The organism is Bradyrhizobium sp. LeoA1Lang (assembly GCF_055413685.1).
The window spans coordinates 1-19,949 of record NZ_JBVAPG010000068.1; the positions used below are offsets into that span (position 1 = coordinate 1).

Below are 19,949 nucleotides of genomic sequence, written 5' to 3' on the forward strand. Positions count from 1 at the left end.
GAAGGGCGAAAATCAGTTGCCAAGGGTCATTGCCGGCGTCAAATTTACCGACGGCGTCGCAGAATCGACGACGCCAGCTAACCGCGCCGCCTGATCAGCCCCATCACCCAATTTCGGCCATAGCTCCGAAGATCAGGAAGCTCGACAGAGCCAGGATCCACACCGAGAGTCCTCCATAGAGCATCACCAACCTGAAGCCATGAACCAGTGCGTCTTGCACAGCAGTGTCCGCCGCCGGCAGGGAGTTCAGTTCCGGGAAGTCAGATATATGGGCACTCGCGCCCGCTATCCTTTCTGCAAGATGTTGCAGGCGCGGTGCATCAAGCACTCCAGGAAGCGCGCTCCTCAGCCAGGAGGATATGCCCGCGATCAGGATGAAGCCCATCACGGCGATGTTGATCGCCAGCGAAATCATCCGAGCGCTCATATCGATACCTGACGCCATGCCGGCGCGCGTGCTCGATACCGATGCGGTCGTCGTGTTGGTCACCGGCGTGTTGGTCAGCCCCAGCCCGATCCCCGCAAGCAAACAACCAGGCAGCAGCATCAGCCAACTGGGTTGTTCAACGCCGCTGCCGGCCCACATCAACATGAAGCCAAGGCCGATGACGAAAAGTCCGGTCGGGATGGCGATCCTGGCCCCGAAGCGCAGCAGGATCCGCTCGCCAAATGGTGGCACCACGAGACTCGGCAGCGTGTAGGAGAGCAGCGCCAGGCCGGCCGCGACATTGCCGTAACCGAGCGCGCTTCGGAAGAAAATCGGAAGATAGATCATGAAAGGCCAGAAGCTGAAGTTCATGCCCATCGATCCCAGGAGAGCGCCCGAGAAGGTCCGAACCCGGAAAACGGAGAAGTCGAACATCGGGCGGGTGCTGCGCGTCTCGGCCAGCACGAAGCCTGCGAAACTCAGGACCGCGATTGCAATGATGGCGAAACCTGTCGGGCTCCAAAAGCCCAGGTCGGGCCCTTGTGTGATATAGAAGGCCACGCAGAACACCGACGTCGAGAGCGTCACGATGCCTGCGATATCAAGGTGCTTCGCGTCGGGATCGCGCGATTCTTGCACCCCGGCCGCGGCGGAGACAGTGGTGACCGCGGCGATGACGGCATGGACCAAGAACACCCATTGCCAGTTGGAGATCGCGACGATCGCCGCGCCTATGATCGGACCGAAGCCGAGGCCGATCCCGAAGATGATGCCCCAGGCGGCAAAGGCCCGTGCGCGCTCCGGTCCCTCCCGGAATTGGTGGGAGAGAACGGCGACCTGACAGATCAGCATCGCCCCACCGCTCATGCCCTGAAGAAACCGGCTCACTATGAGAACGAGGGCGTCCTGCGCCAAGCCGCAGATCAGGGAGGCCAGGCCGAAGACGACGATGCTGACGACGAAGACACGCTTTCTGCCGTAACGATCTGCAAGCGTGCCCGTCGCCATCAGTACAGTCGTGACCGCGATCGTATAGGCGTTCATGATCCACTGGAGCTGCTGGAAGTCGGCATGCAGCACCGTCTCCAGCGTCGGCAGAATCGTCGGAACGCTGGAAATCTCCAGCCCGAACATGAGAGACGCGAGGCAGACGGCCGCCAGGGCGACGGTGTTTCGCTGTGTTGCTGAAATCGTCATGACTTTCACCTCCAAGCCTGGTGCCGATCGCTGACATGCAGGCAGGAGGTTCGCTCGATCGAAGAAACTCGGGTCTCGGGTTCGCCGCCGACGTCAGGTGCCGAACATAGGGGGCCCTTGACTACAACAAAACCGGATCAATATAGATTTCAGAGACAACAAATTCGGATAATGGAATGCTCTCGCTCGATGTGGATGCCGTAAGAGCTTTCGTGATGGTGGCCGACCTGCAGAGCTTCACGCGCGCGGCCGAAGCTCTGGGCACTACGCAGGGTGCAATCAGCGTGAAGCTCAAACGGCTTGAGGATCGCATCGGGCATCGGCTGATCGAGCGGACTCCCCGATCGGTGCGGCCGTCGGCGCAAGGGGCTGCCTTTCTGGAGGGGGCTCGGGAATTTATCGCGGCTCACGAGCGCGCGGTTGCCGGACTCAATGCGCCCCCGAGACACTTTGGCCTCGGCATTGCTGCCCATGTCGCGGGGCCGGAGGTTCCGAACTTGCTGGCACGGCTCCACGCCCACGATCCGAAGCTGACGATCGAAGTACAGCTCGATAGCTCGCGCAAACTTCTGGACCTGTTCGATCAGGGACGGCTCGATGCCGCGATCATCCAGCGCGAGGACGATCGCCGGGATGGGGAGACGCTGGCACACGAGCGCTTTGGCTGGTTCGCGGCGCAAGGGTTCGAGCACCGACAGGGAGAGCCGCTGCGCCTGGCTGCGCTGACTCCAACGTGCGGCGTCCGTAACATAGCAACACATGCGCTCGATGCGGCGGGCATAACATGGACCGAAGTGTTTCTTGGGGGCGGTTCTTCCGCTGTCCATGCCGCCGTCGCGGCAGGGCTGGCAATCGCCCCTCTGTCATATCGGATAGCGCCTGCCGGCACTATCGATGTCGGCGAGCGGTTTGGCCTTCCTCCGCTTCCCTCATCCGAAGTGGTGCTCCATTCGTCCTTGACGGACCAGCGGTCGCGGGCAGCCCTAAGGGCGTTGGCGGCGGCGTTCCGAGAGCACCGTGCTCCGTACCGTTGATGCTCTGAAGACTACGATCGCGACCTGGCGCTCGCAAATACCAATGAGGCGCGCTCCTTGCGGCCGCTGTAATACTGTGCCCTCAATCGCCGTAGTCTCAGTAGGCGCGCGCGAAGTCGCCCTCTTGCTTGATGTCGGTGAACACCGGAAAGCGAGCCTTCCACGGGGTTCCCTTGGCCGTCGTCAGATCGTTGAGACGCTCGAGCACGGCGAGGCCATCCTTGCGCAGGCTGGCAGCGACTGCCGCGCGGTCGGGGAAGTTCTTCAGCACGGCATCGAGCCAGATCGTACGGCCCGCAAGGAATCCACCCGCGCCCGCGGCATAGGCGAAGTCGAGGACGCGCTCGAACTTCTCCGGCGCGGCGCCGCCTGACAGCAGCACCCAGGGGATGCCCCGGTCGCGGCAGATATCGCCGATCGCATCGAACTCCTTCTGCGCGGCCTTCGCCGCACCGCTGCCGTCGCGGGCGGGCAGACTGTTGGCGGCAAGCGGACTCTCCAACTTCAAGAGATCAACGCCATATTCCGGCTTGGCAAACTCGCGCACGCTCTCGATGACGAGACCGGGAAGCTTGCCCGGCGCTTCCACGTAGTCGGCGGTGTGATTGGCACTGCCGAGGAACGGGTAGACCAATAGCTCCAGGACATAGGGAATGTCGTGGCGGCCACAATCCTGCCCGACCTCGCGGACAAAGCGCTTCTGATGCTCGTTTACCGCGGGATCGGCATCCGGCCGGTACCACGCCAGCACCTTGACGGCGTCGCCGCCCATGGCGCGGATCTTCTCCACGCTCCAGTTGGTGATCGCCCTCGACTTGCGTCCGCCCGGCGTTTCCTCGACGCGGTGCTCTTCGAGGGTCATGATGAGACCGCAGCGTGGCGGCAGGAGATCGATCGCAGCCGGCACCGCGAAATTCGGATCGAACAGCATCGAGCTGCAATGCGGCGCGAGGTTTTCCACGAGGAGACGCTTCGCCGCCGTGACGTCGGAGTATTCGACCTGGTCCCGCGTAATCCCCTTCGCTTTCGCGATAGCATCGAACAGCGGCGGCCGCTGATCCAGCGCGACCATGCGGAAGTGACCATCTAGGTCAGCCAAACGCGCCAGGCCGCGGTTCTTTCCAATCGTTCTCATGGCTTCGTCCTCATGAATGCAAGACACTCGTTGATGGTGGGGATTCCGTTGCGTCCGCCCGCGTGGCGGCATTTCATCGCAGCCGTCGCTGCCGAAAACGCCATGGCGTCGCGCACATCGAGGCCGACGCCGATCGCAAGCGCATAAGCGCCGTGAAAGACGTCGCCCGCGCCGGTGGTGTCGACGACGTCGACGGCAAAGGCGGCCTGCCGATGCAGGCGGCCGCTCTCGTACCAGCTCACGCCGTCCTCCCCGCGCGTGACCGCGATGGCACGGCAGCCGTAGCGCGCGAGTGCAGCGAGCGATTGATCCTTGGCCGAGCCGGCAAAGGAGGTCAGCGCGGGCTCGGAGAAGATCGCGTGGTCCGTCAGCGGAAGCAACCGCTCGAACACCTTGGCATCGGCCATGTCGCCGTCGAGCACCGTCGGAATGCCTCGCGCGCGGGCTTCGCGAAACAACGTCGCGGCTCCCTCCGTCCAACGCGGATCGGCCAGCACGCAAGATGCGCGTGCGACCGCCTCCAGTGGCAGCCAATCCGCTGCCTCCGGATAGAGGCCGCGGAAATTGACGATCTGCCTCTCGCCGGAGCTGTCGACGATGATCCCGGAGACCGACGAGCGACCATCGGCAAACAGCCGGAAATTCTCGACGTCGACGCCCTCGGCGACGAAGGCCGACCGCATCTCGTGGCCAGCGGCATCATTCCCTGCCCGCCCCCAGAACGCGACCGACGCGCCGAGCCGCGCAACGGTAACGGCGGCATTGGCGGCCATGCCACCGCCGAGGGTCGCATAGTCCAGGCTCTTGATCTTCTCGCTTCCGCTCGCAAAGAGCCGATCGACACGCCAAACCTGGTCGAGCGCGGACAGACCCAGGCAAATGAGCTGCACACACCGGGTCCCGGACGCGACGTCCGCCAGAGCTGACAGATTTCCGATGTTCGCTGGCGAGCTCACCGCAAGACCTGTCCGTTGGCTGCGTCGAACAAATGCGTCTTGCCCGGTTGCGGATGGAGGCTGAGGCTATCACCGACCTTCGGCCGCAGTGACGGATCGACCCGGGCGATGGCAGAGGCGCCGGCGAGATCGAAATGGATCAGCGTATCCGAGCCGAGCGGTTCGACGAGCTTGACGCTCACGGCAATGCCGTCGGTCGTCTCGGCCGCGACGGCAAAATGTTCGGGACGAATGCCAAGGACACCGGTGCCGGCGCGCCGCAGCCGGTTTGCCGCTTCGTCGCCTAACGGCACCACCGTTCCGCCTTGCGAAAGGATCGCGTGCTCCTGTCGCCATTCGACCGGGAAGAAATTCATCGCCGGCGAACCGATGAAGCCGGCCACGAACTGGTTGGCCGGCCGCTCGTAAACCGTCTCCGGCGTGTCGTACTGCTGGATCGTGCCGCTCTGCAGGACCACGATGCGGTCGGCCATGGTCATGGCTTCGATCTGGTCGTGGGTGACGAAGACCATCGTGGTCTTGAGCTCCTGCGACAAGGCCTTGATCTCGGCGCGCACCTGCCCGCGCAGCTTCGCGTCGAGGTTCGACAGCGGCTCGTCGAACAGAAAGGCCTTGGGATTGCGCACGATCGCGCGTCCCATCGCGACGCGCTGGCGCTGGCCGCCGGACAGCTCTTTCGGCTTGCGGTCCAGGTACGGCTCGATGTGCAGCAGGGACGCCGCGCGCTTCACCCGTGCGTCGATCTCCGCCTTTGGCGTTCCCCGCAACTCCAGCGCAAACGACATGTTGTCGTAGACCCGCATATGCGGATAGAGCGCGTAATCCTGGAACACCATGGCGATGTCGCGCTGCGCGGCCTGCACGCCGTTGACGCGCTTGTCGCCGATGTAGAGGTCTCCGGACGTGATCGGCTCGAGGCCCGCGATGATCCGCAGCAGGGTTGACTTGCCGCAGCCGGATGGGCCGACGAAGACGACGAACTCATGGTCCGCGATCTCCAGATTGAGATCCGGGATCACGGTGAAATTGCCGTAGCGCTTGACGAGATTGCGGATCGAGATCGAGGCCATGATCACTAGTCCAGCGCCAGCACAGGCTTGATGAGCTCGCCCCTGGCGAAGCGCGCGAAATTCTCGGGCAGCGCGGAAAGACCGAACTCCCCATCGACGAGCACGCGATACTCGTCTTTGTACTGCCGCAACAGCGCGATGTTCGGCTCGAAATCCGAGACCGGAAAATAGAAGGTCCGGATCATGTAAAAATCCTTGCGGCGGAACACCTTGCCTTCCTCGATGGTCCAGGGCGCCGCATTTTCGCCGACCAGCACCAGCGCGCCGCGTGGCAACACGAGCTCGATCCCGAGATTGCGTGCCACATGCGCGCCGGAGCACTCCATGATGAGGGCGAAGCGCTTCGACGTCTCGCCGACCGGGTGCGCCTTGGCGCCGAAGGACTGCGCGATCTTCAAGCGCGTCACATTCGGATCTGCGACATAAACCTCGTCGTAGCCAAGGCTGCGAAGCACCAGCACGACCCCTAGTCCGACCGGGCCCGCGCCCATCACCAGAACCGGCCCCGCATCGCTCGGTGGCACGACGCGACTGACAAACCGTACGGCATGACCGGAGGTGCCAATCACGTCGAGCAGAAGCGGCGCGAGGCTATCCTCGATGTCATCGGGCACCGGCAGCAGACAGTTTTCCGGCACCGGCACATATTCGGCATAGCCCCCCGGCCTGTTCCAGCCGATCAGGCTTGAGACCTCCAAGCACATTTGCGTATCGCCGCGCTTGCAGGCGGCGCAGTGGCCGCAGTGCAGCGGGATGTAAACGGCGCAGCGGCGCCCATGCAGGCGGTGGCCGGGCTGCTCGACCACGCCAAAGATCTCGTGGCCCGCGGTGAACTCGGCACCCTTGTGCCAGAGCTTGAAGTCCGAACCGCACAGCGCCGTGCGCGAGACCCGCACCAGCACCTCACCTGCCCCGACATCAGGCATCGCCACACGCTCGATGGTGATGCGCTCGTGGCCATGGAAGACCGCCGCCTGCATGATCGAATTCGGACGTGGTGATACGTTCATGAGATACCTAGCCTTTCACCGCACCGAGCGTCAGCCCGGACACCAGCCAGCGCTGAACGAGAGCCGCCAGCACCAGCGGCGGCAATGCGATCAGCGTCGCCGCGGCCATGAGCGCGCCCCATTGCGTCGAGCCTTCACCGATGAAATTGAAGGCTGCCGCGATCAGCGTCTTGGTGTCGCCGTTGGAGAGCACCAGCGCAAACAGGAAGTAGTTCCACGAGAACACGAAGGCGAGGATCGCCGAGACGGCGATGCCGGAGGCCACCAGAGGCAGCGCGATCCGCCAGAGAATCCGCGTCACGCTGCATCCGTCGACCTGCGCCGCCTCGAAGACGCTGCGCGGGATGGCGTCGAACGACGGCAGCAGGATCCAGATCACGATCGGCAGCGTAATCACCGCGTGGCTGAGGATCAGAGCAGTGTACGAGCCGATCATGCCGACCTGCCGGAACATCACGTACCAGGGCAGCAGGAACAGCGTACCCGGCGCCATGCGTGCGGCGAGCGTCAGGATCGCCGGCCATGAAATCCGCGTCCACGAGACGGCGAAGGCCGCCGGGATACCGAACAGCAATCCGAGCGCAGTTGAACCGATGGTGACGATGAGGCTATTGAGGGCGTAGCTCAGGAACGGCGTGGTTTTCGTGAGCTCGACGTAATTGCTCAGCGTCGGCGTGAAGACCAATGTCGGCGGATAGGCCGTCACCTCGAAGGAGGGCTTGAGCGACGACAACACCATCCAGACCGTCGGCGTCATGATGATGATGCCCGCCAGCACGAGCTGCAGCAGGTTGAGGCGGCGGATCCAGCGGTCGGTGGTGGACGCATCCATAATCGCTTCACCTACCAGGCGACCGCGCCGCGCAGGCGGTTGCAGGCGAGCACTGCGCCGAACACGATCGCGGTCAAAGTCAGCATCAGCGCACTGGCATAGCCGATGTTGAAGAACTCGAAGCCGACCCGAAAGCCATAGATGTTGAGCGTGTTCGACGCATTGCCGGGGCCGCCCTGCGTCGTGATGTAGATGATATCGAAGAAGCGCAGCAAATCGACGCTGCGCAGGATCGCCGCGGTGACGATGGTCGGCAACAGCAGCGGCAGCGTGATCCGCTGGAAGGTCTTGAATGCGGACGCGCCGTCGATCTGCGCAGCCTCGTAGACGCTGGGCGGCAGCGACTGCAGTCCGCCAAGCACGATCAACGCCACATAAGGCGTCCACTGCCAGGTATCGATCAGCGCGAAGGTCGGAATGACCCAGGTCGGCGACGCCAGCCACTCCGATGGCGGCAGGCCGAGAGATTGCAGGATATAGTTGGCCGCCCCCAACGACGGATCGAGAATGACAAGCCACATCATGCCAGCCACCACCGGCGGCATCATGAAGGGCGAAATGAACAGCGAGCGCACGATGCCCGGCAGGCGCTTGGCGTGGAACAGGACCAGCGCCAGCCAGACGCCTAACACGAGTTGCAGCGCCAGCGAGAGCACATAAAGCGCGATGGTCACCCAGAGCCCGTTCCAGAACTCATGGTCGGACACGAGCTTTGCATAGTTCGCCAAGCCCACGAAGGATTGCTTGCCGGTCGACGAAAAGCTCTGGAAGCCGAGCCACACCGTATAGATCACCGGAAACGCGATCATCGCGACGGTGAAGATCACCGCCGGCGCCGAGAGCGCCAACAGTTCCAGCCTTTGCCGGTCCTGCGTCAATGTCGCAGCCGCGTCCGACATGCCTACATTCCCTGATCCAATGAGGTTCCAGCCGCGTGAAAGCGGCAGGCATTCTGTGCCGTTACTTCTGCGCGATCAGCGCGTCGAGCGCCTTGTCGGCGTCTGCGCAAGCCTGGTCGACGGTCTTCTGCTTCAGGATCAGATCCTGCACAGCCTGGCCGATGAATTCGCGCGATTCCGGGTTGGCGACGATGGGATAGCCGACCTCGGAAGAGCCCTTCGTTGCGAGCACGTCGAGCGCCGCTTGCCACTCCTTCCGCACCGGCTCCTCGTCGATCCACTTGCGGTATTCAGGGTCGTTGGCGACCGACGGCCGCGGCGGCGCAATCCCCTGGAGCGCCATCCTCTTCTGAACGGCCGGGCTCGTCGCCCATTGCACGAAGTACCAGGCCGCATCGGGCTGCTTGCTGTGCGAGGAGACGGCCATACCCCAACCGATCACGGTCGGCACCTGACCGGCCTCGCCGGCCGGGAACGGGATCAGGGCGGTATCCTTGAGCCGAGCACCGCCGTCCATCACGGTGCGCAGCTCGTTGGAGGACTCGAACGACATGGCGGCCCGGCCGCCGCGATAGAGCGCCGAAATTTGCTGGAAGCTGTAGTTGACGACGCCGGGCGGGCCGAAGTCGCGCAGCAGCCGGCTGTAGGTGTCGAGCGCCTCCTTGCCCTTGGCCGAGCAGAGGTTCGACTTGCCGCCGGCGATATAGCTGCCGCCGATATTGTGCAGCATGTTGCTGAACGTATAGGCGACGGCCGGCTTCAGCCCGCGCGAGACGAACGGCGTGACCGAGCTGTCGCAAGCCTTGATCTTCGCCGCAGCCGCCTCGACATCCTTGATGGTCTTCGGCGGCTCGAGGCCGCACTTCTTGAAGATGTCGGTACGGTAATAGAAGATCGGCCCTTCGATGTTCATCGGCATGCTGGTCAGCTTGCCGCCAAAGGTCGCCGCCTTGAGCAGGGCCTGGCTCAGTCCGGCCGGATCGTACTCCTTCGCCACGTCGTTCTTCGCCATGGCCGAGAGATCGGCATACCAGCCGGTCGCGGCGAACTGCTCGCCCTCGCGCGACGGCAGCGTCATGAACACGTCGACCTCGTCGCTATGCGCGTTCATCACCGTGACCAGGCGCTGGCGCATCTGCTGTTCCTGGTAGCCGTCGACCTTCAAGGTCATGCCGGTCTGCTTTTCGAAATCGGCCTTGTAGGCAAGCAGCGCCTGCGCAACGGGATTGTTGTTGACGAGAAAGGTTACGGTCTTGCCTTGAAATTTCTTCCAGTCGAAATCCGCCGCACGCCCCTCGCTGCTGACAGCGATGACCGCGAGAGCCGGCAACGCGACGCGCGCCGCAAACATCCTGGCGTTCATTTGAACTCCTCCCTGACCCGGCTTGTCCGCCCACCCGGCAGCGCCCTTCTGAAGCGCCTTTCTGAAAACGGTTACATTCTAAGCCTCATCTCACTCCTGTCAAGCAATGGACAATTCGCCCAACGTAGGACATCATTGCAGAAATTTCTCTCTGCCACCCTGAACCACGACTGTAACGTTACATTCATGGATCTGCCGGCCGCCAGATTAGCGAAGCAAGGCATCCGCGCCGTCGCGGCACGAGCCGGCGTGTCGACGGCATCCGTCTCGCGTGCACTCAACAATCCCGACGCGGTGAGTCCGTCCTTGCGTGCGCGCATCGCGCAGGCGATCGAAGCCGTCGGTTACATCCCGCATGCGCCGGCCCGCATCCTGTCGTCGCGACGATCGCGTACGCTTGGCGCAATCGTGCCCACGATCGACAACACCATGTTCGCGCGCGGCATCGCCTCGTTGCAAAAATATCTCTCGTCGGTGGGCTACATGCTGTTCCTCACCACGAGTGGCTATGATCTCGACGTCGAGTTGCAACAGGCGCGCAATCTGATCGGCCGCGGCGTCGATGGCCTCGTGCTTCGCGGCGACTGCCATCACGAAGGGCTGCGCAAGCTGCTTGCCGACAATGCGGTGCCCTTCATCAATGTCGGTATCTATCAGCCGGACCGCCCCTACCCTTGCGTCGGCACCAACAATGAAGCCGCCGCCCATCGTGCCGCAACGCATGTCATCGAGCTTGGCCATCGCAGGATCGGAATAGTGTCCGCGCTCCAGCGCAACAATGACCGCGCCAGCGCGCGCGTTGCCGGCTTTCGCCGCGCGTTGACTGAGGCCGGGCTGGCGCTGCCTTCGCAATGGCATGTCGAGGTGCCCTATACGCTCGACGATGCGCGGGAAGCGGCGCGTTATCTCCTCAGCCTGGAGGACCGGCCCACGGCCGTCGTCTGCGGTAACGACGTCATCGCCTATGGCGTGCTGCTCGAGGCGGAGCGCAGCGGATTTTCGGTGCCGCGTGACCTGTCGGTCGTCGGCTTCGACGATCTCGACTGGAGCCGCCATTTGCGGCCGAGCCTGACCACCATTCACGTTCCCACCGGCGAAACCTGGCAGCGCGCCGGCGAATATCTGGTCCGAAGTCTCGCGGGCGAGCAGACCATCATGCACCACGAGGTCGACTACTCGCTGGTGGTCCGCGAGTCCACGGCGCCGCCTTCAAACCCCTGAAGAATGATGATCCCGATGAATTCCAATTTTGATTTGGCCCCCGGATTCCATGCCGTCGTGATCGGCGGCGCCGGCGATATCGGCGCCGCCATCAGCAACCAGTTCTGCGATCTCGGCGCGACGGTGACCGCAACTGGCGTCAATGACGCCGATCTCGCGCGATCCCTCCTCAAGCCGCGCGCAGGCCTCACGCTCGCGACGCTCGACGTGACCAATGATGCCGAGGTGACGTCCTTCGCCCAACGACACACCCGCGTCGATGCGCTGGTCAATTGCGCCGGCATTCTGGCGCGCGACAAGGAATATGAGATCGAGACCTTCATGAAGGTGCTCGATGTCAATCTCACCGGCACGTTCCGGACCTGTTTGGCATTCCGCCCACTGCTGGCGGACAGCAAGGGATCGGTCGTCAACATCGCCTCGATGAACGCCACGCTGGCGCTGCCGCGGATTCCCGCTTATTGCGCTAGCAAGGGCGGCGTCGTGATGCTGACCAAGGCGCTGGCCCTGGCCTGGGCTGAGGACGGCGTTCGTGTCAATGCGGTTGCGCCCGGCTACGTCGAGACAGCGATCAACGCCGCCGGCCGCACCGATCGCGCTCATTATCAGCGCATTGCCGACCGCACTGCTTTCAAGCGATGGGGGCAGCCGGAAGATATTGCCGGTGCAGTCGCCTTCCTCTGCATGCCGGCTTCGCAATATGCGACAGGTACGGTGGTCGCGGTGGACGGCGGGTTTCTTGCGGGATGAGACCCCTGAGAGGGGACACGACCTGGTCTCGCGATCGATCTTCACACGCCAATCGCGCGCGAGAACAGCCGATCCACAACATGCAGAGCGCCACTGCTTCAAATTGGCCGAGAGTAGATTTCTGTTGATTTCCCGGTGCACACGTCGTGCACATGCCGCCTTCTGATGATGTGATGTTAGTGGACTAGTTCAGATGCAGCCAACAAGAGAGCGCCAGACCCGTAGAGTTGGGTGTCCGTGATCTGAACGGCGTCCGGCCTGTCGCCAATCTGCTGCACGCGGCCGAGCCGGCCGTTGACCGTCGCCGATGCCAGAGCCCGCCAGCCTTGTTCAATTACTGGACTAAACCGCTTTGCGTCGAGAAGTCCCATCCGCACCCCGGCGGCAAGGCCGTAGGTCAGGAATCCAGTGCAACTGGATTCCTGGGTGCCTACCTCGGGCGGAGCGAGCAACGATGTGGACCAGAAGCCATCCGGGCGCTGCAGGCTCGCTACGCGATCTGCGATCTCGACGAACAGGTTGACGTATTTCTCGCGCAGCGGGTCGCCGGGACGAAGCTCTCGCAGGATGTTGGCAAGCCCAGCGAGCACCCAGCCATTACCGCGGCCCCACAATATCTTTTCGCCATGCGCGCCAGTTTTCCCGATGAAGCGGCTGTCGCGGTAGAACAGGTGCTCCTGGCTATCGAACAGGAAGTCCTTCGTGGCCCAGAATTCCCTGTCGGCATAATCGCGGAAGCGCTGATCCTTCTGGATGCGCGCAATACCGAACCATGTCGCCGGCCCCATGAAGATGGCGTCAGACCAGCACCATCGCTGCAGGCACTCTGCGTTGTCGAATTCGAGCGAGACCTGTGGTGGGTGCTGCAGGATGTATTCCAGCCGCTGCACGGTCGGCTCGATCATGCGTCGATCACCGAAATGATCATAGGCGGCGATGTAGACCTGCCCGATGGCATGATCGTCCGCAAGGTAGATCGGGGGCGCCCAGTCGCTGTTGCCGACCTGCCAGCCGGTGCGTTCTCCAAGCTCTCGGATCGCGTCGAAGTACTTCATCTGACCTGGTGTCGCGGCCCATCTTGCGAGACCGATGTAGAAGGCTGCGCGTGTCCAATCTGTTTCAGGCGCCTGGGGTACTTCATGAAAGTGCGACATTTGCCAGCTCGCGACTTGCTCAGCCGTGGTGCGTACGATTTCCGGCGCAAGTGAAGCAGTGAGCAGGATGGCTGTCATTGCAATTGCCTTCATGCTCCCGCTCCTGACGTTCCCAACTGCTGACTACCATCAGTCCATCGGCGGATCGTAGCGCGGCGCGACGGCACAACGCTATCGTAACTGTAACATCGCTTTCAGCCCTTGCAGCAGTGGGTCGGTTTGCGAAATCCGGTTTGCGCCACGAGCTGCCTTCCGCCAAGTCGCCCTTTGTGAAGGGTTTCGGATGCCGGCCGCGTGAAGGACGGCGCCGCGTGCTCGGCGGCCGGCATCCGAAACCCTTCACAGCAGCGGCCGGCGCAGACGCGCATGGCGGCGATTGGTCGGTGCCGAGGCTACTTTCGTCGACGCCGTGTTCGCTTTAGGGGACTCAAGTTCGATTTGCTGAGACGCTTCGCATTCGCTGCTACGCGCCGTCGATAACGACGAACTATTTCATCTCCCGAAGCTCCAGACATTAACCTTGTGCCGGCTTCGACGGCCGCATCGATCTTTTCGCTGATCATGAGTTCGGCCTCGCGCCGGGCTCCTCTGCCACCCAACATCAGCTTCATCAGCCGCAGCGCAATCACATGATTGGCCTCAACCGCCAGCATCGTCAAAGATTTGAACCTTCGCCGACCCCTCAATCCCCGCATTACCAACTCCCCTACTGGACCATTGACCCACGGAGAACTCGCGCGACCTCTTATTGGGCTTGGGCTCCGGTGACGGCGCCGCGATGGCTGCCCAGTATATGAGCCGTGCTTAAGAGAACAAACCTTCCCGTGCCCCAACGCAGCCGGAAATGGGCACGAGATGGCCGCCGGCGCCCCTCCTTCCAAATGTCACCACATGACTGCCACGCGAAGAACAAAGCCCAACCGCGAATCCAGCGCAAACATGACGGAGGCTTGCTGATTAATCGATATTTGATATCCGGAGCGATTCCAATGTTGAGTGCGGATGGGAATAAGCCGGTCGGAAAATCCAGCCAGCGCAAGGGGAAGACAGGACAGCAGCGCAAGAAGGCCGTGCCGAGCAAGGAAGCCCGCGCACAACAAGTTCCCGAGCCGGCGCCCGTGGCGGTCCAACTGGAGGGCGCCCAACAACAAATCAATGAACCTGAGCAGATCAGCGAGGAGATTCAGTTCAACGAGCCGATCAGCACACCGGTCGCGTCGATCGAAAGCGCGTCGGTTGAGGCTTCCGCGACTGATACCGTCCCCGCCCTTCCCATCGTAGCGGCCGAGCCCGTCGCCGTCAGCGTAGCAACGATCGCCGATGCCTACAGCGACTATACCAGGAAATCGCTGAACCAAACCTTATGCTTCCTGGAGAAGCTCGCGGCCGTCCGCTCGCTCGACAAGGTGTTTGAGCTTCAGACGGAATTTGCGAAGCAGGCTTTCGAGACCTTCGTCGCCGAGTCGGAGAAGATCCGCAAACTCCACGGCGAACTGGCCAGGCAGCGAGTCGTGGGCTTCGAAGGGTTCGTCGCTAGGATGACCCAACCCACACTGGAGCTGCGCGCTACGCGCCACTAACTGAGTTCTAATGGCTGATCATCCAGGGGCGCGCGGTTGGAAAGCCCTTGGCGCCGGTCTTGCTCTTGGTCATCAGGCGCGCCGGCTTTTTGCCGGTGCAGCAGCCGCAGCCGGGGCCGTGTGAGGCCTTGTACTGGTCGAGCGTTTTCGGTGCATGCGCGCTGCGCTCATTGGTGGCGTGGGCCTTGCGCTTGTCGGAGGGCATGCAGAAGAAGCTCGGGGCGGTCAGGATGACGCGCGGCGATTGCGCTTCGCATTGCGGGCAGTCTTGCGGCAGGTCGCATTCGGACATCGGCCGCATGTCCTTGAACGGACCGCACTCGTTGCAGAGATATTCGTAGACAGGCATTTTTCCTCCTTGCGCGATCAAACTTGAAAACTCGCGGCGGATGCGGGGCGGCAAATACGCGCCGTCCCGCACCTCGTTGCGCAGGGAGTTACTTGTCCGGCGAGATCGGCATCTGGATGTCGCCCGTGATGTGCTTGATCGGCCCGGCCGACGACGGCATCACGTCGAAGTCGAAGATCTCCGTCGGCAGCCATAGCGTGGCGCAGGCATTGGGCACGTCGACGACCCCGGAGATGTGGCCCTGGCACGGCGCGGTGCCGAGGATCGAATAGGCCTGCGCGCCGGAGTAGCCGAACTTCTTCAGATATTCGATCGCGTTCAAACAGGCCTGGCGATAGGCGATGTGAACGTCGAGGTAATGCTGCTTGCCGGCTTCGTCGACCGAGATGCCTTCGAAGATCAGGAAGTCCTTGTAGTTCGGCGTGATCGGCGACGGCTTGAAGATCGGATTCTTGATGCCGTATTTCGCCACGCCATCCTTGATGATTTCGACCTTGATGTGCAGCCAGCCGGCCATCTCGATCGCGCCGCAGAAGGTGATCTCGCCGTCGCCCTGGCTGAAGTGCAAATCGCCCATCGAGAGCCCGCCGCCGGGCACATAGACCGGGAAGTAGATCTTCGAGCCGCGCGAGAGATCCTTGATGTCGCAATTGCCGCCATGCTCGCGCGGCGGCACGGTGCGCGCGCCTTCCGCGCCGATCTTGGCCTTGACGTCGTCCTTGGCGCGGCCGGCATGCGCGGTCGGCGCGAACGGCGGATTGGCGAGCCCAGGAACGCGGGTCGGATTGGTCGCGATCAGTTCGGCCTCGCGCGCGTTCCAGGTCGACAGCAGTTTTGGATCGGGCAGGCAGCCGATCAGGCCGGGATGGATCAGGCCGGCGAAGTTAACGCCGGGAACGTGGCGCGACGAGGTGTAGAGGCCCTTGATGTCCCAGATCGACTTCTGCGCCAGCGGGAAATGATCAGTCAGGAAGCCGCCGCCGTTCTGCTTGGAGAAGAAACCGTTGAAGCCCCACAGGCTCTCCTTGAGCGGGCCGACGTCGAGGAGATCGACGACCAGGAGATCGCCAGGCTCGGCGCCCTTGACGCCGATCGGGCCGGATAGGAAGTGCACGATCGACAGGTCGATGTCGCGCACGTCATCGGCGGAATCGTTGTTCTTGATGAAACCACCGGTCCAGTCATAGGTCTCGATGATGAAGTCGTCGCCGGGATTGACCCACGCCACGATCGGGATGTCCGGGTGCCAGCGGTTATGCACCATGTCGTTGTCGTAAGCCGATTTGGTGAGATCGACCTTGATGAGTGTCTCTGGCATCAAAAGCTCCCCTTTTTACTTGCCTTGGTTAGACGGACAGATATTTCGAGATCTGCGCGGCATCGACAGCATCACGCGGATCGTCGCGGACGATCTCGCCGTTCTCGATGACAAGCACACGGTCGGCGATGTCGAGCGCGAAGCTCAGGACCTGCTCGGAGACGACGATCGACAGGCCACGCTCGTCGCGGATGCGCCTCAAGGTGCGCGCCATCTCCTTGATGATCGAGGGCTGGATGCCCTCGGTCGGCTCATCCAGCAGCAGCACTTTCGGCTTGGTCGCGAGCGCCCGCGCAATCGCGAGCTGCTGCTGCTGGCCGCCGGACAGATTGCCACCGCGGCGGTTCTTCATCTCCAAGAGCACCGGGAATAGTTCGTAGATATCCCCGGGCACCTCGGATTCGCCGTGCACGACCAGCCCGGTCTCGATGTTCTCCTTCACCGTCATGGTCGAGAAGATCATTCGGCCCTGCGGCACATAGGCGAGACCTTTTGCCACCCGCTCGTAGCTCTCGAGCTTGTTGAGCTCCGCGCCGTCCATGGTCACCGAGCCGCTCTTGGCCGGCAAGATGCCCATCAGCGACTTCATCAGCGTGGTCTTGCCCATGCCGTTGCGGCCCATGATCGCCACGATTTCGTTGGGCGCGACTGACACGTTGAGCCCGTGCAGCACCTCGCTCTGGCCATAGGCGACGTGAAGATCGGAGATTGCGAGCATCGACGTGTTCCTTATTTCTTGCGCATGATCTTGTCCGGAAACCGGACGCCACTTTCCGGGATCATGCGCTAGTGCCCGAGATAGACTTCGATGACCTTTGGGTCGTTCTTGACGTGCTCCATCGTTCCCTCGGACAAAATCTGCCCCTGATGCAGCACGGTGACCTTGTGGGCGATGTCCTCGACGAATTTCATATCGTGCTCGATCACGAGCACGGAGCGGCCCTTGATGATGCGGTTGAGCAGTTCGGCGGTCTTGGCGCGCTCGGACACGCTCATGCCGGCGACGGGCTCGTCCAGCATCAGGAGGTCCGGGTCCTGGATCAGCAGCATGCCGATCTCGAGCCATTGCTTCTGCCCGTGGCTCAACTGGTCCGCATAGGTGTGGAGGCGATCTTTGAGGAAGATCATCTCGGCGACTTCCTCGACGCGCTCTTTCACCGTAGCGTCGCGCTGGAACGTGAGCGAGCCGAACACGGTCCGGCCGCGCGGGAAGGAAATCTCCAGGTTCTCGAACACGGTGAGGTCTTCGAACACCGAGGGCGTCTGGAACTTGCGGCCGACACCGGCCTGCACAATCTCGTTCTCGCGCAGCTTCGTCAGCTCCTGGCCGCGGAACTGGATCGAGCCCGAGGTAGCTTTGGTCTTGCCGCAGATCAGGTCAAGGACGGTGGTCTTGCCGGCGCCGTTGGGGCCGATGATGACGCGGATCTCGTTATCCTCGACATAGAAGGAGAGATCGTTGACCGCCTTGAAGCCGTCGAAGGAGACGGTGAGGCCGGAGACCGCGAGCAGGAAATCCTTGGGCTGATGACCGATGAGCATGACCCTCTCCCCTACTCTGCCGGTGCGCCGTCGGCGACGGGGAAGCCGTTACCGGGTTTCGACTTACGCGAGGCCAGCAGGCGATCGATGTGCGGCTGGACGTAGTCCTGCCAGATCCCTGAGAGCCCGTTCGGGAATGCCAACACGACCGCGATGAAGAGCGCGCCCAGGCCGAACAGCCAGAGTTGCGGAAACGATTCCGACAGGCTGGTCTTGGCGAAATTGACCAGCAATGAACCCCAGACCGCGCCGAAGATCGACATCCGGCCGCCGACCGCGGTGTAGATCACCATCTCGATCGACGGCACGATGCCGACGAAAGATGGCGACATGAAGCCGACTTCGAGCGTGAACATGGCGCCGCCGATCGCGGCGAAGATCGCGGCAGCGCAGAAGGCGAAGATCTTGAAATTGGCGACGCTGTAGCCGGAGAAGCGAACGCGGTCCTCCTGCTCGCGCATTGCCACCAGGATGCGACCGAGCTTCGTCAGTCGGATGAACTGCGCGGCGATGATGCAGGCGAACAGCAGCACGACCTCGACGAAATAGAGGATGAACTTGGCATGATCGGTGCGGATGTCCCAGCCGTGCAGCGTGCGGAGATCGGTGATGCCGTTGATGCCGCCGGTGTAGCCCTGCTGTCCGACGATCAGGATGGTCATGATCGCAGCGATCGCCTGCGTGATGATCGCGAAATAGACGCCGCCGACGCGCCGCTTGAACATCGCCGCGCCGATGATGAAGGCGAAGATTCCCGGCACCAGCATGATGGCGATCAGGGTGATCGGGAAGCTGTGGAACGGCTTCCAGAAAAAGGGAAGCTGCGTGAGCTGGTTCCAGTCCATGAAATCGGGAATGCCTGGAGTCGACTGAATCTTGGTGTTCTCGACGCTGGAGGCCTCGAGCTTCAGGTACATCGCCATGCAGTAGCCGCCGAGACCGAAGAACACGCCCTGCCCCAGGCTCAGGATGCCGCCATAGCCCCAGCACAGCACCAGACCAATGCCGACGAACGCGTAGGTCAGATATTTGGCGACCAGGTTGAGGCGGAAGATATCGAGCGACAGCGGCAGGATGACGAAGAGGAGGAGCGCGAGCGCGACGAAGCCGATCAGCTCGGTGCGGTTGAAAAAGCGCGAGTTGATGATCATGACCTTTGCCTGCTTGTTCTTACTTGCGGACCTTGAGTGCAAACAGTCCCTGCGGCCGCATCATCAGGATCGCGACGATTGCCAATAGGGTGAGCACCTTCGCCATCGAGCCCGACAGGAAGAACTCCATGGTCGACTGCGCCTGCGAGATGGTGAAGGCGGAAGCGATGGTGCCGAGCAGCGAGGCCGCGCCGCCGAACACGACGACCAGGAAGGTGTCGACGATGTAGAGCTGGCCGGCGGTCGGCCCGGTCGAGCCGATCATGGTGAAGGCGCTTCCCGCGATCCCTGCGATGCCGCAGCCGAGGCCGAAGGTGTAGCGGTCGACCTTCTCGGTGTTGATGCCGACGGCGCCCGCCATCACGCGGTTCTGCACGACGGCGCGGACCTGGCGGCCCCAGCGCGACCAGAACAGCACATAGGCGACGACGATGGTGATCAGCACGGTGAGTCCCATCACGAACATGCCGTTGATCGGGATCTGGATCGCGTCGGTCGCCTGCCAGGAGCCCATCATCCATTCCGGCAGTTCGACGCCGACCTCGCGCGCGCCGAACAGCGAGCGATAGGCTTGCTGCAGGATCAGGCTCAATCCCCAGGTTGCCAGCAGCGTATCCAGCGGGCGCTTGTAGAGATGGCGTATCAGCGCCCATTCGACCAGCATCCCGAGCGCGCCGGAGGCGATGAACGCCAGGATCATCGCGAGGAAGAAGTAGCCAGGGAACAGCGACGGCAGATATTGCTGGAAGCCGTTCGACGTCATCCAGGTGACGTAGGCGCCCAGGATCATGAACTCGCCATGGGCCATGTTGATGACGCCCATCTGGCCGAAGATGATGGCGAGCCCCAGCGCCATCAGAACGTAGACCGAGAACAGAATCAGTCCGGCAAAGCCTTGCATGGCGAAGATGGCGCCGAGATCGCTGAGCGAATAGTCACCGAACATGATCCGTCCTCTGCA

19 protein-coding genes are annotated in these 19,949 nt (G+C 62.5%); 4 read left to right on the plus strand and 15 right to left on the minus strand.

What is annotated here, in order from left to right:
- Positions 1 to 103: 103 nt before the first annotated feature.
- Positions 104 to 1,624, minus strand: a complete 1,521-nt coding sequence (locus ACZYOF_RS22440; protein WP_463717135.1) for an MFS transporter — start codon at positions 1,622 to 1,624, stop codon at positions 104 to 106.
- Between the two features lie 176 nt (positions 1,625 to 1,800).
- On the opposite strand from ACZYOF_RS22440, the gene ACZYOF_RS22445 reads away from it, so the two are divergent.
- Positions 1,801 to 2,658 carry a LysR family transcriptional regulator gene (locus tag ACZYOF_RS22445; protein WP_282527563.1) on the plus strand — a complete coding sequence of 286 codons (858 nt, stop codon included), beginning with the start codon at positions 1,801 to 1,803 and terminating at the stop codon, positions 2,656 to 2,658.
- 97 nt (positions 2,659 to 2,755) lie between these two features.
- Here the strand turns inward: ACZYOF_RS22445 and ACZYOF_RS22450 are convergent, their stop codons facing one another.
- The 7 genes from ACZYOF_RS22450 to ACZYOF_RS22480 form a co-directional block, all read right to left on the minus strand.
- Positions 2,756 to 3,793, minus strand: a complete 1,038-nt coding sequence (locus tag ACZYOF_RS22450; protein ID WP_463717136.1) for a tagatose 1,6-diphosphate aldolase — start codon at positions 3,791 to 3,793, stop codon at positions 2,756 to 2,758.
- Positions 3,790 to 4,683, minus strand: a complete 894-nt coding sequence (locus tag ACZYOF_RS22455; protein WP_463717137.1) for a sugar kinase — start codon at positions 4,681 to 4,683, stop codon at positions 3,790 to 3,792. Before ACZYOF_RS22455 ends, ACZYOF_RS22450 begins: the two co-directional genes overlap by 4 nt.
- A gap of 62 nt (positions 4,684 to 4,745) precedes the next feature.
- A complete protein-coding gene (locus tag ACZYOF_RS22460; RefSeq protein ID WP_463717138.1) occupies positions 4,746 to 5,819 on the minus strand; it encodes an ABC transporter ATP-binding protein in 1,074 nt (357 codons plus the stop codon).
- Between the two features lie 5 nt (positions 5,820 to 5,824).
- Positions 5,825 to 6,829, minus strand: a complete 1,005-nt coding sequence (locus ACZYOF_RS22465; protein ID WP_463717139.1) for a zinc-dependent alcohol dehydrogenase family protein — start codon at positions 6,827 to 6,829, stop codon at positions 5,825 to 5,827.
- Positions 6,830 to 6,836: 7 nt separating this feature from the next.
- Positions 6,837 to 7,664 carry a carbohydrate ABC transporter permease gene (locus ACZYOF_RS22470; protein WP_130578580.1) on the minus strand — a complete coding sequence of 276 codons (828 nt, stop codon included), beginning with the start codon at positions 7,662 to 7,664 and terminating at the stop codon, positions 6,837 to 6,839.
- Positions 7,665 to 7,672: 8 nt separating this feature from the next.
- Positions 7,673 to 8,560: a carbohydrate ABC transporter permease gene (locus ACZYOF_RS22475; protein WP_463717140.1), complete on the minus strand. Its 888-nt coding sequence runs from the start codon at positions 8,558 to 8,560 to the stop codon at positions 7,673 to 7,675.
- Between the two features lie 61 nt (positions 8,561 to 8,621).
- The gene (locus ACZYOF_RS22480) at positions 8,622 to 9,923 is read right to left on the minus strand and encodes an ABC transporter substrate-binding protein (RefSeq protein ID WP_463717141.1); all 1,302 of its coding nucleotides are present in this window, start codon (positions 9,921 to 9,923) and stop codon (positions 8,622 to 8,624) included.
- A 186-nt stretch (positions 9,924 to 10,109) separates the two neighbouring features.
- On the opposite strand from ACZYOF_RS22480, the gene ACZYOF_RS22485 reads away from it, so the two are divergent.
- A complete protein-coding gene (locus ACZYOF_RS22485; RefSeq protein ID WP_463717142.1) occupies positions 10,110 to 11,144 on the plus strand; it encodes a LacI family DNA-binding transcriptional regulator in 1,035 nt (344 codons plus the stop codon).
- A 15-nt stretch (positions 11,145 to 11,159) separates the two neighbouring features.
- A complete protein-coding gene (locus ACZYOF_RS22490) occupies positions 11,160 to 11,894 on the plus strand; it encodes an SDR family NAD(P)-dependent oxidoreductase (protein ID WP_130578560.1) in 735 nt (244 codons plus the stop codon).
- A 176-nt stretch (positions 11,895 to 12,070) separates the two neighbouring features.
- Here the strand turns inward: ACZYOF_RS22490 and ACZYOF_RS22495 are convergent, their stop codons facing one another.
- On the minus strand, positions 12,071 to 13,141 hold the full coding sequence (locus ACZYOF_RS22495; protein WP_463717143.1) for a glycoside hydrolase family 88/105 protein: 1,071 nt from the start codon (positions 13,139 to 13,141) through the stop codon (positions 12,071 to 12,073).
- Between the two features lie 896 nt (positions 13,142 to 14,037).
- Here ACZYOF_RS22495 and ACZYOF_RS22500 point away from each other — a divergent pair.
- On the plus strand, positions 14,038 to 14,628 hold the full coding sequence (locus ACZYOF_RS22500) for a phasin family protein (RefSeq protein WP_463717144.1): 591 nt from the start codon (positions 14,038 to 14,040) through the stop codon (positions 14,626 to 14,628).
- 7 nt (positions 14,629 to 14,635) lie between these two features.
- Here the strand turns inward: ACZYOF_RS22500 and ACZYOF_RS22505 are convergent, their stop codons facing one another.
- The 6 genes from ACZYOF_RS22505 to urtB form a co-directional block, all read right to left on the minus strand.
- Positions 14,636 to 14,977, minus strand: coding sequence for an FmdB family zinc ribbon protein (locus ACZYOF_RS22505; RefSeq protein WP_394565948.1), 342 nt, complete (start codon positions 14,975 to 14,977; stop codon positions 14,636 to 14,638).
- Positions 14,978 to 15,065: 88 nt separating this feature from the next.
- Positions 15,066 to 16,295 carry a formamidase gene (gene fmdA, locus ACZYOF_RS22510; RefSeq protein WP_463717145.1) on the minus strand — a complete coding sequence of 410 codons (1,230 nt, stop codon included), beginning with the start codon at positions 16,293 to 16,295 and terminating at the stop codon, positions 15,066 to 15,068.
- Between the two features lie 28 nt (positions 16,296 to 16,323).
- Complete coding sequence (gene urtE / locus ACZYOF_RS22515) at positions 16,324 to 17,013, minus strand: urea ABC transporter ATP-binding subunit UrtE (protein ID WP_463717146.1); 690 nt, start codon at positions 17,011 to 17,013, stop codon at positions 16,324 to 16,326.
- 68 nt (positions 17,014 to 17,081) lie between these two features.
- Positions 17,082 to 17,837: an urea ABC transporter ATP-binding protein UrtD gene (urtD, locus tag ACZYOF_RS22520; protein WP_130580551.1), complete on the minus strand. Its 756-nt coding sequence runs from the start codon at positions 17,835 to 17,837 to the stop codon at positions 17,082 to 17,084.
- Between the two features lie 11 nt (positions 17,838 to 17,848).
- Entirely contained in the window at positions 17,849 to 18,988 is a 1,140-nt protein-coding gene (gene urtC, locus ACZYOF_RS22525) for an urea ABC transporter permease subunit UrtC (protein WP_463717147.1), read from the minus strand.
- 19 nt (positions 18,989 to 19,007) lie between these two features.
- On the minus strand, positions 19,008 to 19,934 hold the full coding sequence (gene urtB, locus ACZYOF_RS22530; protein ID WP_463717148.1) for an urea ABC transporter permease subunit UrtB: 927 nt from the start codon (positions 19,932 to 19,934) through the stop codon (positions 19,008 to 19,010).
- Positions 19,935 to 19,949 lie beyond the last annotated feature (15 nt).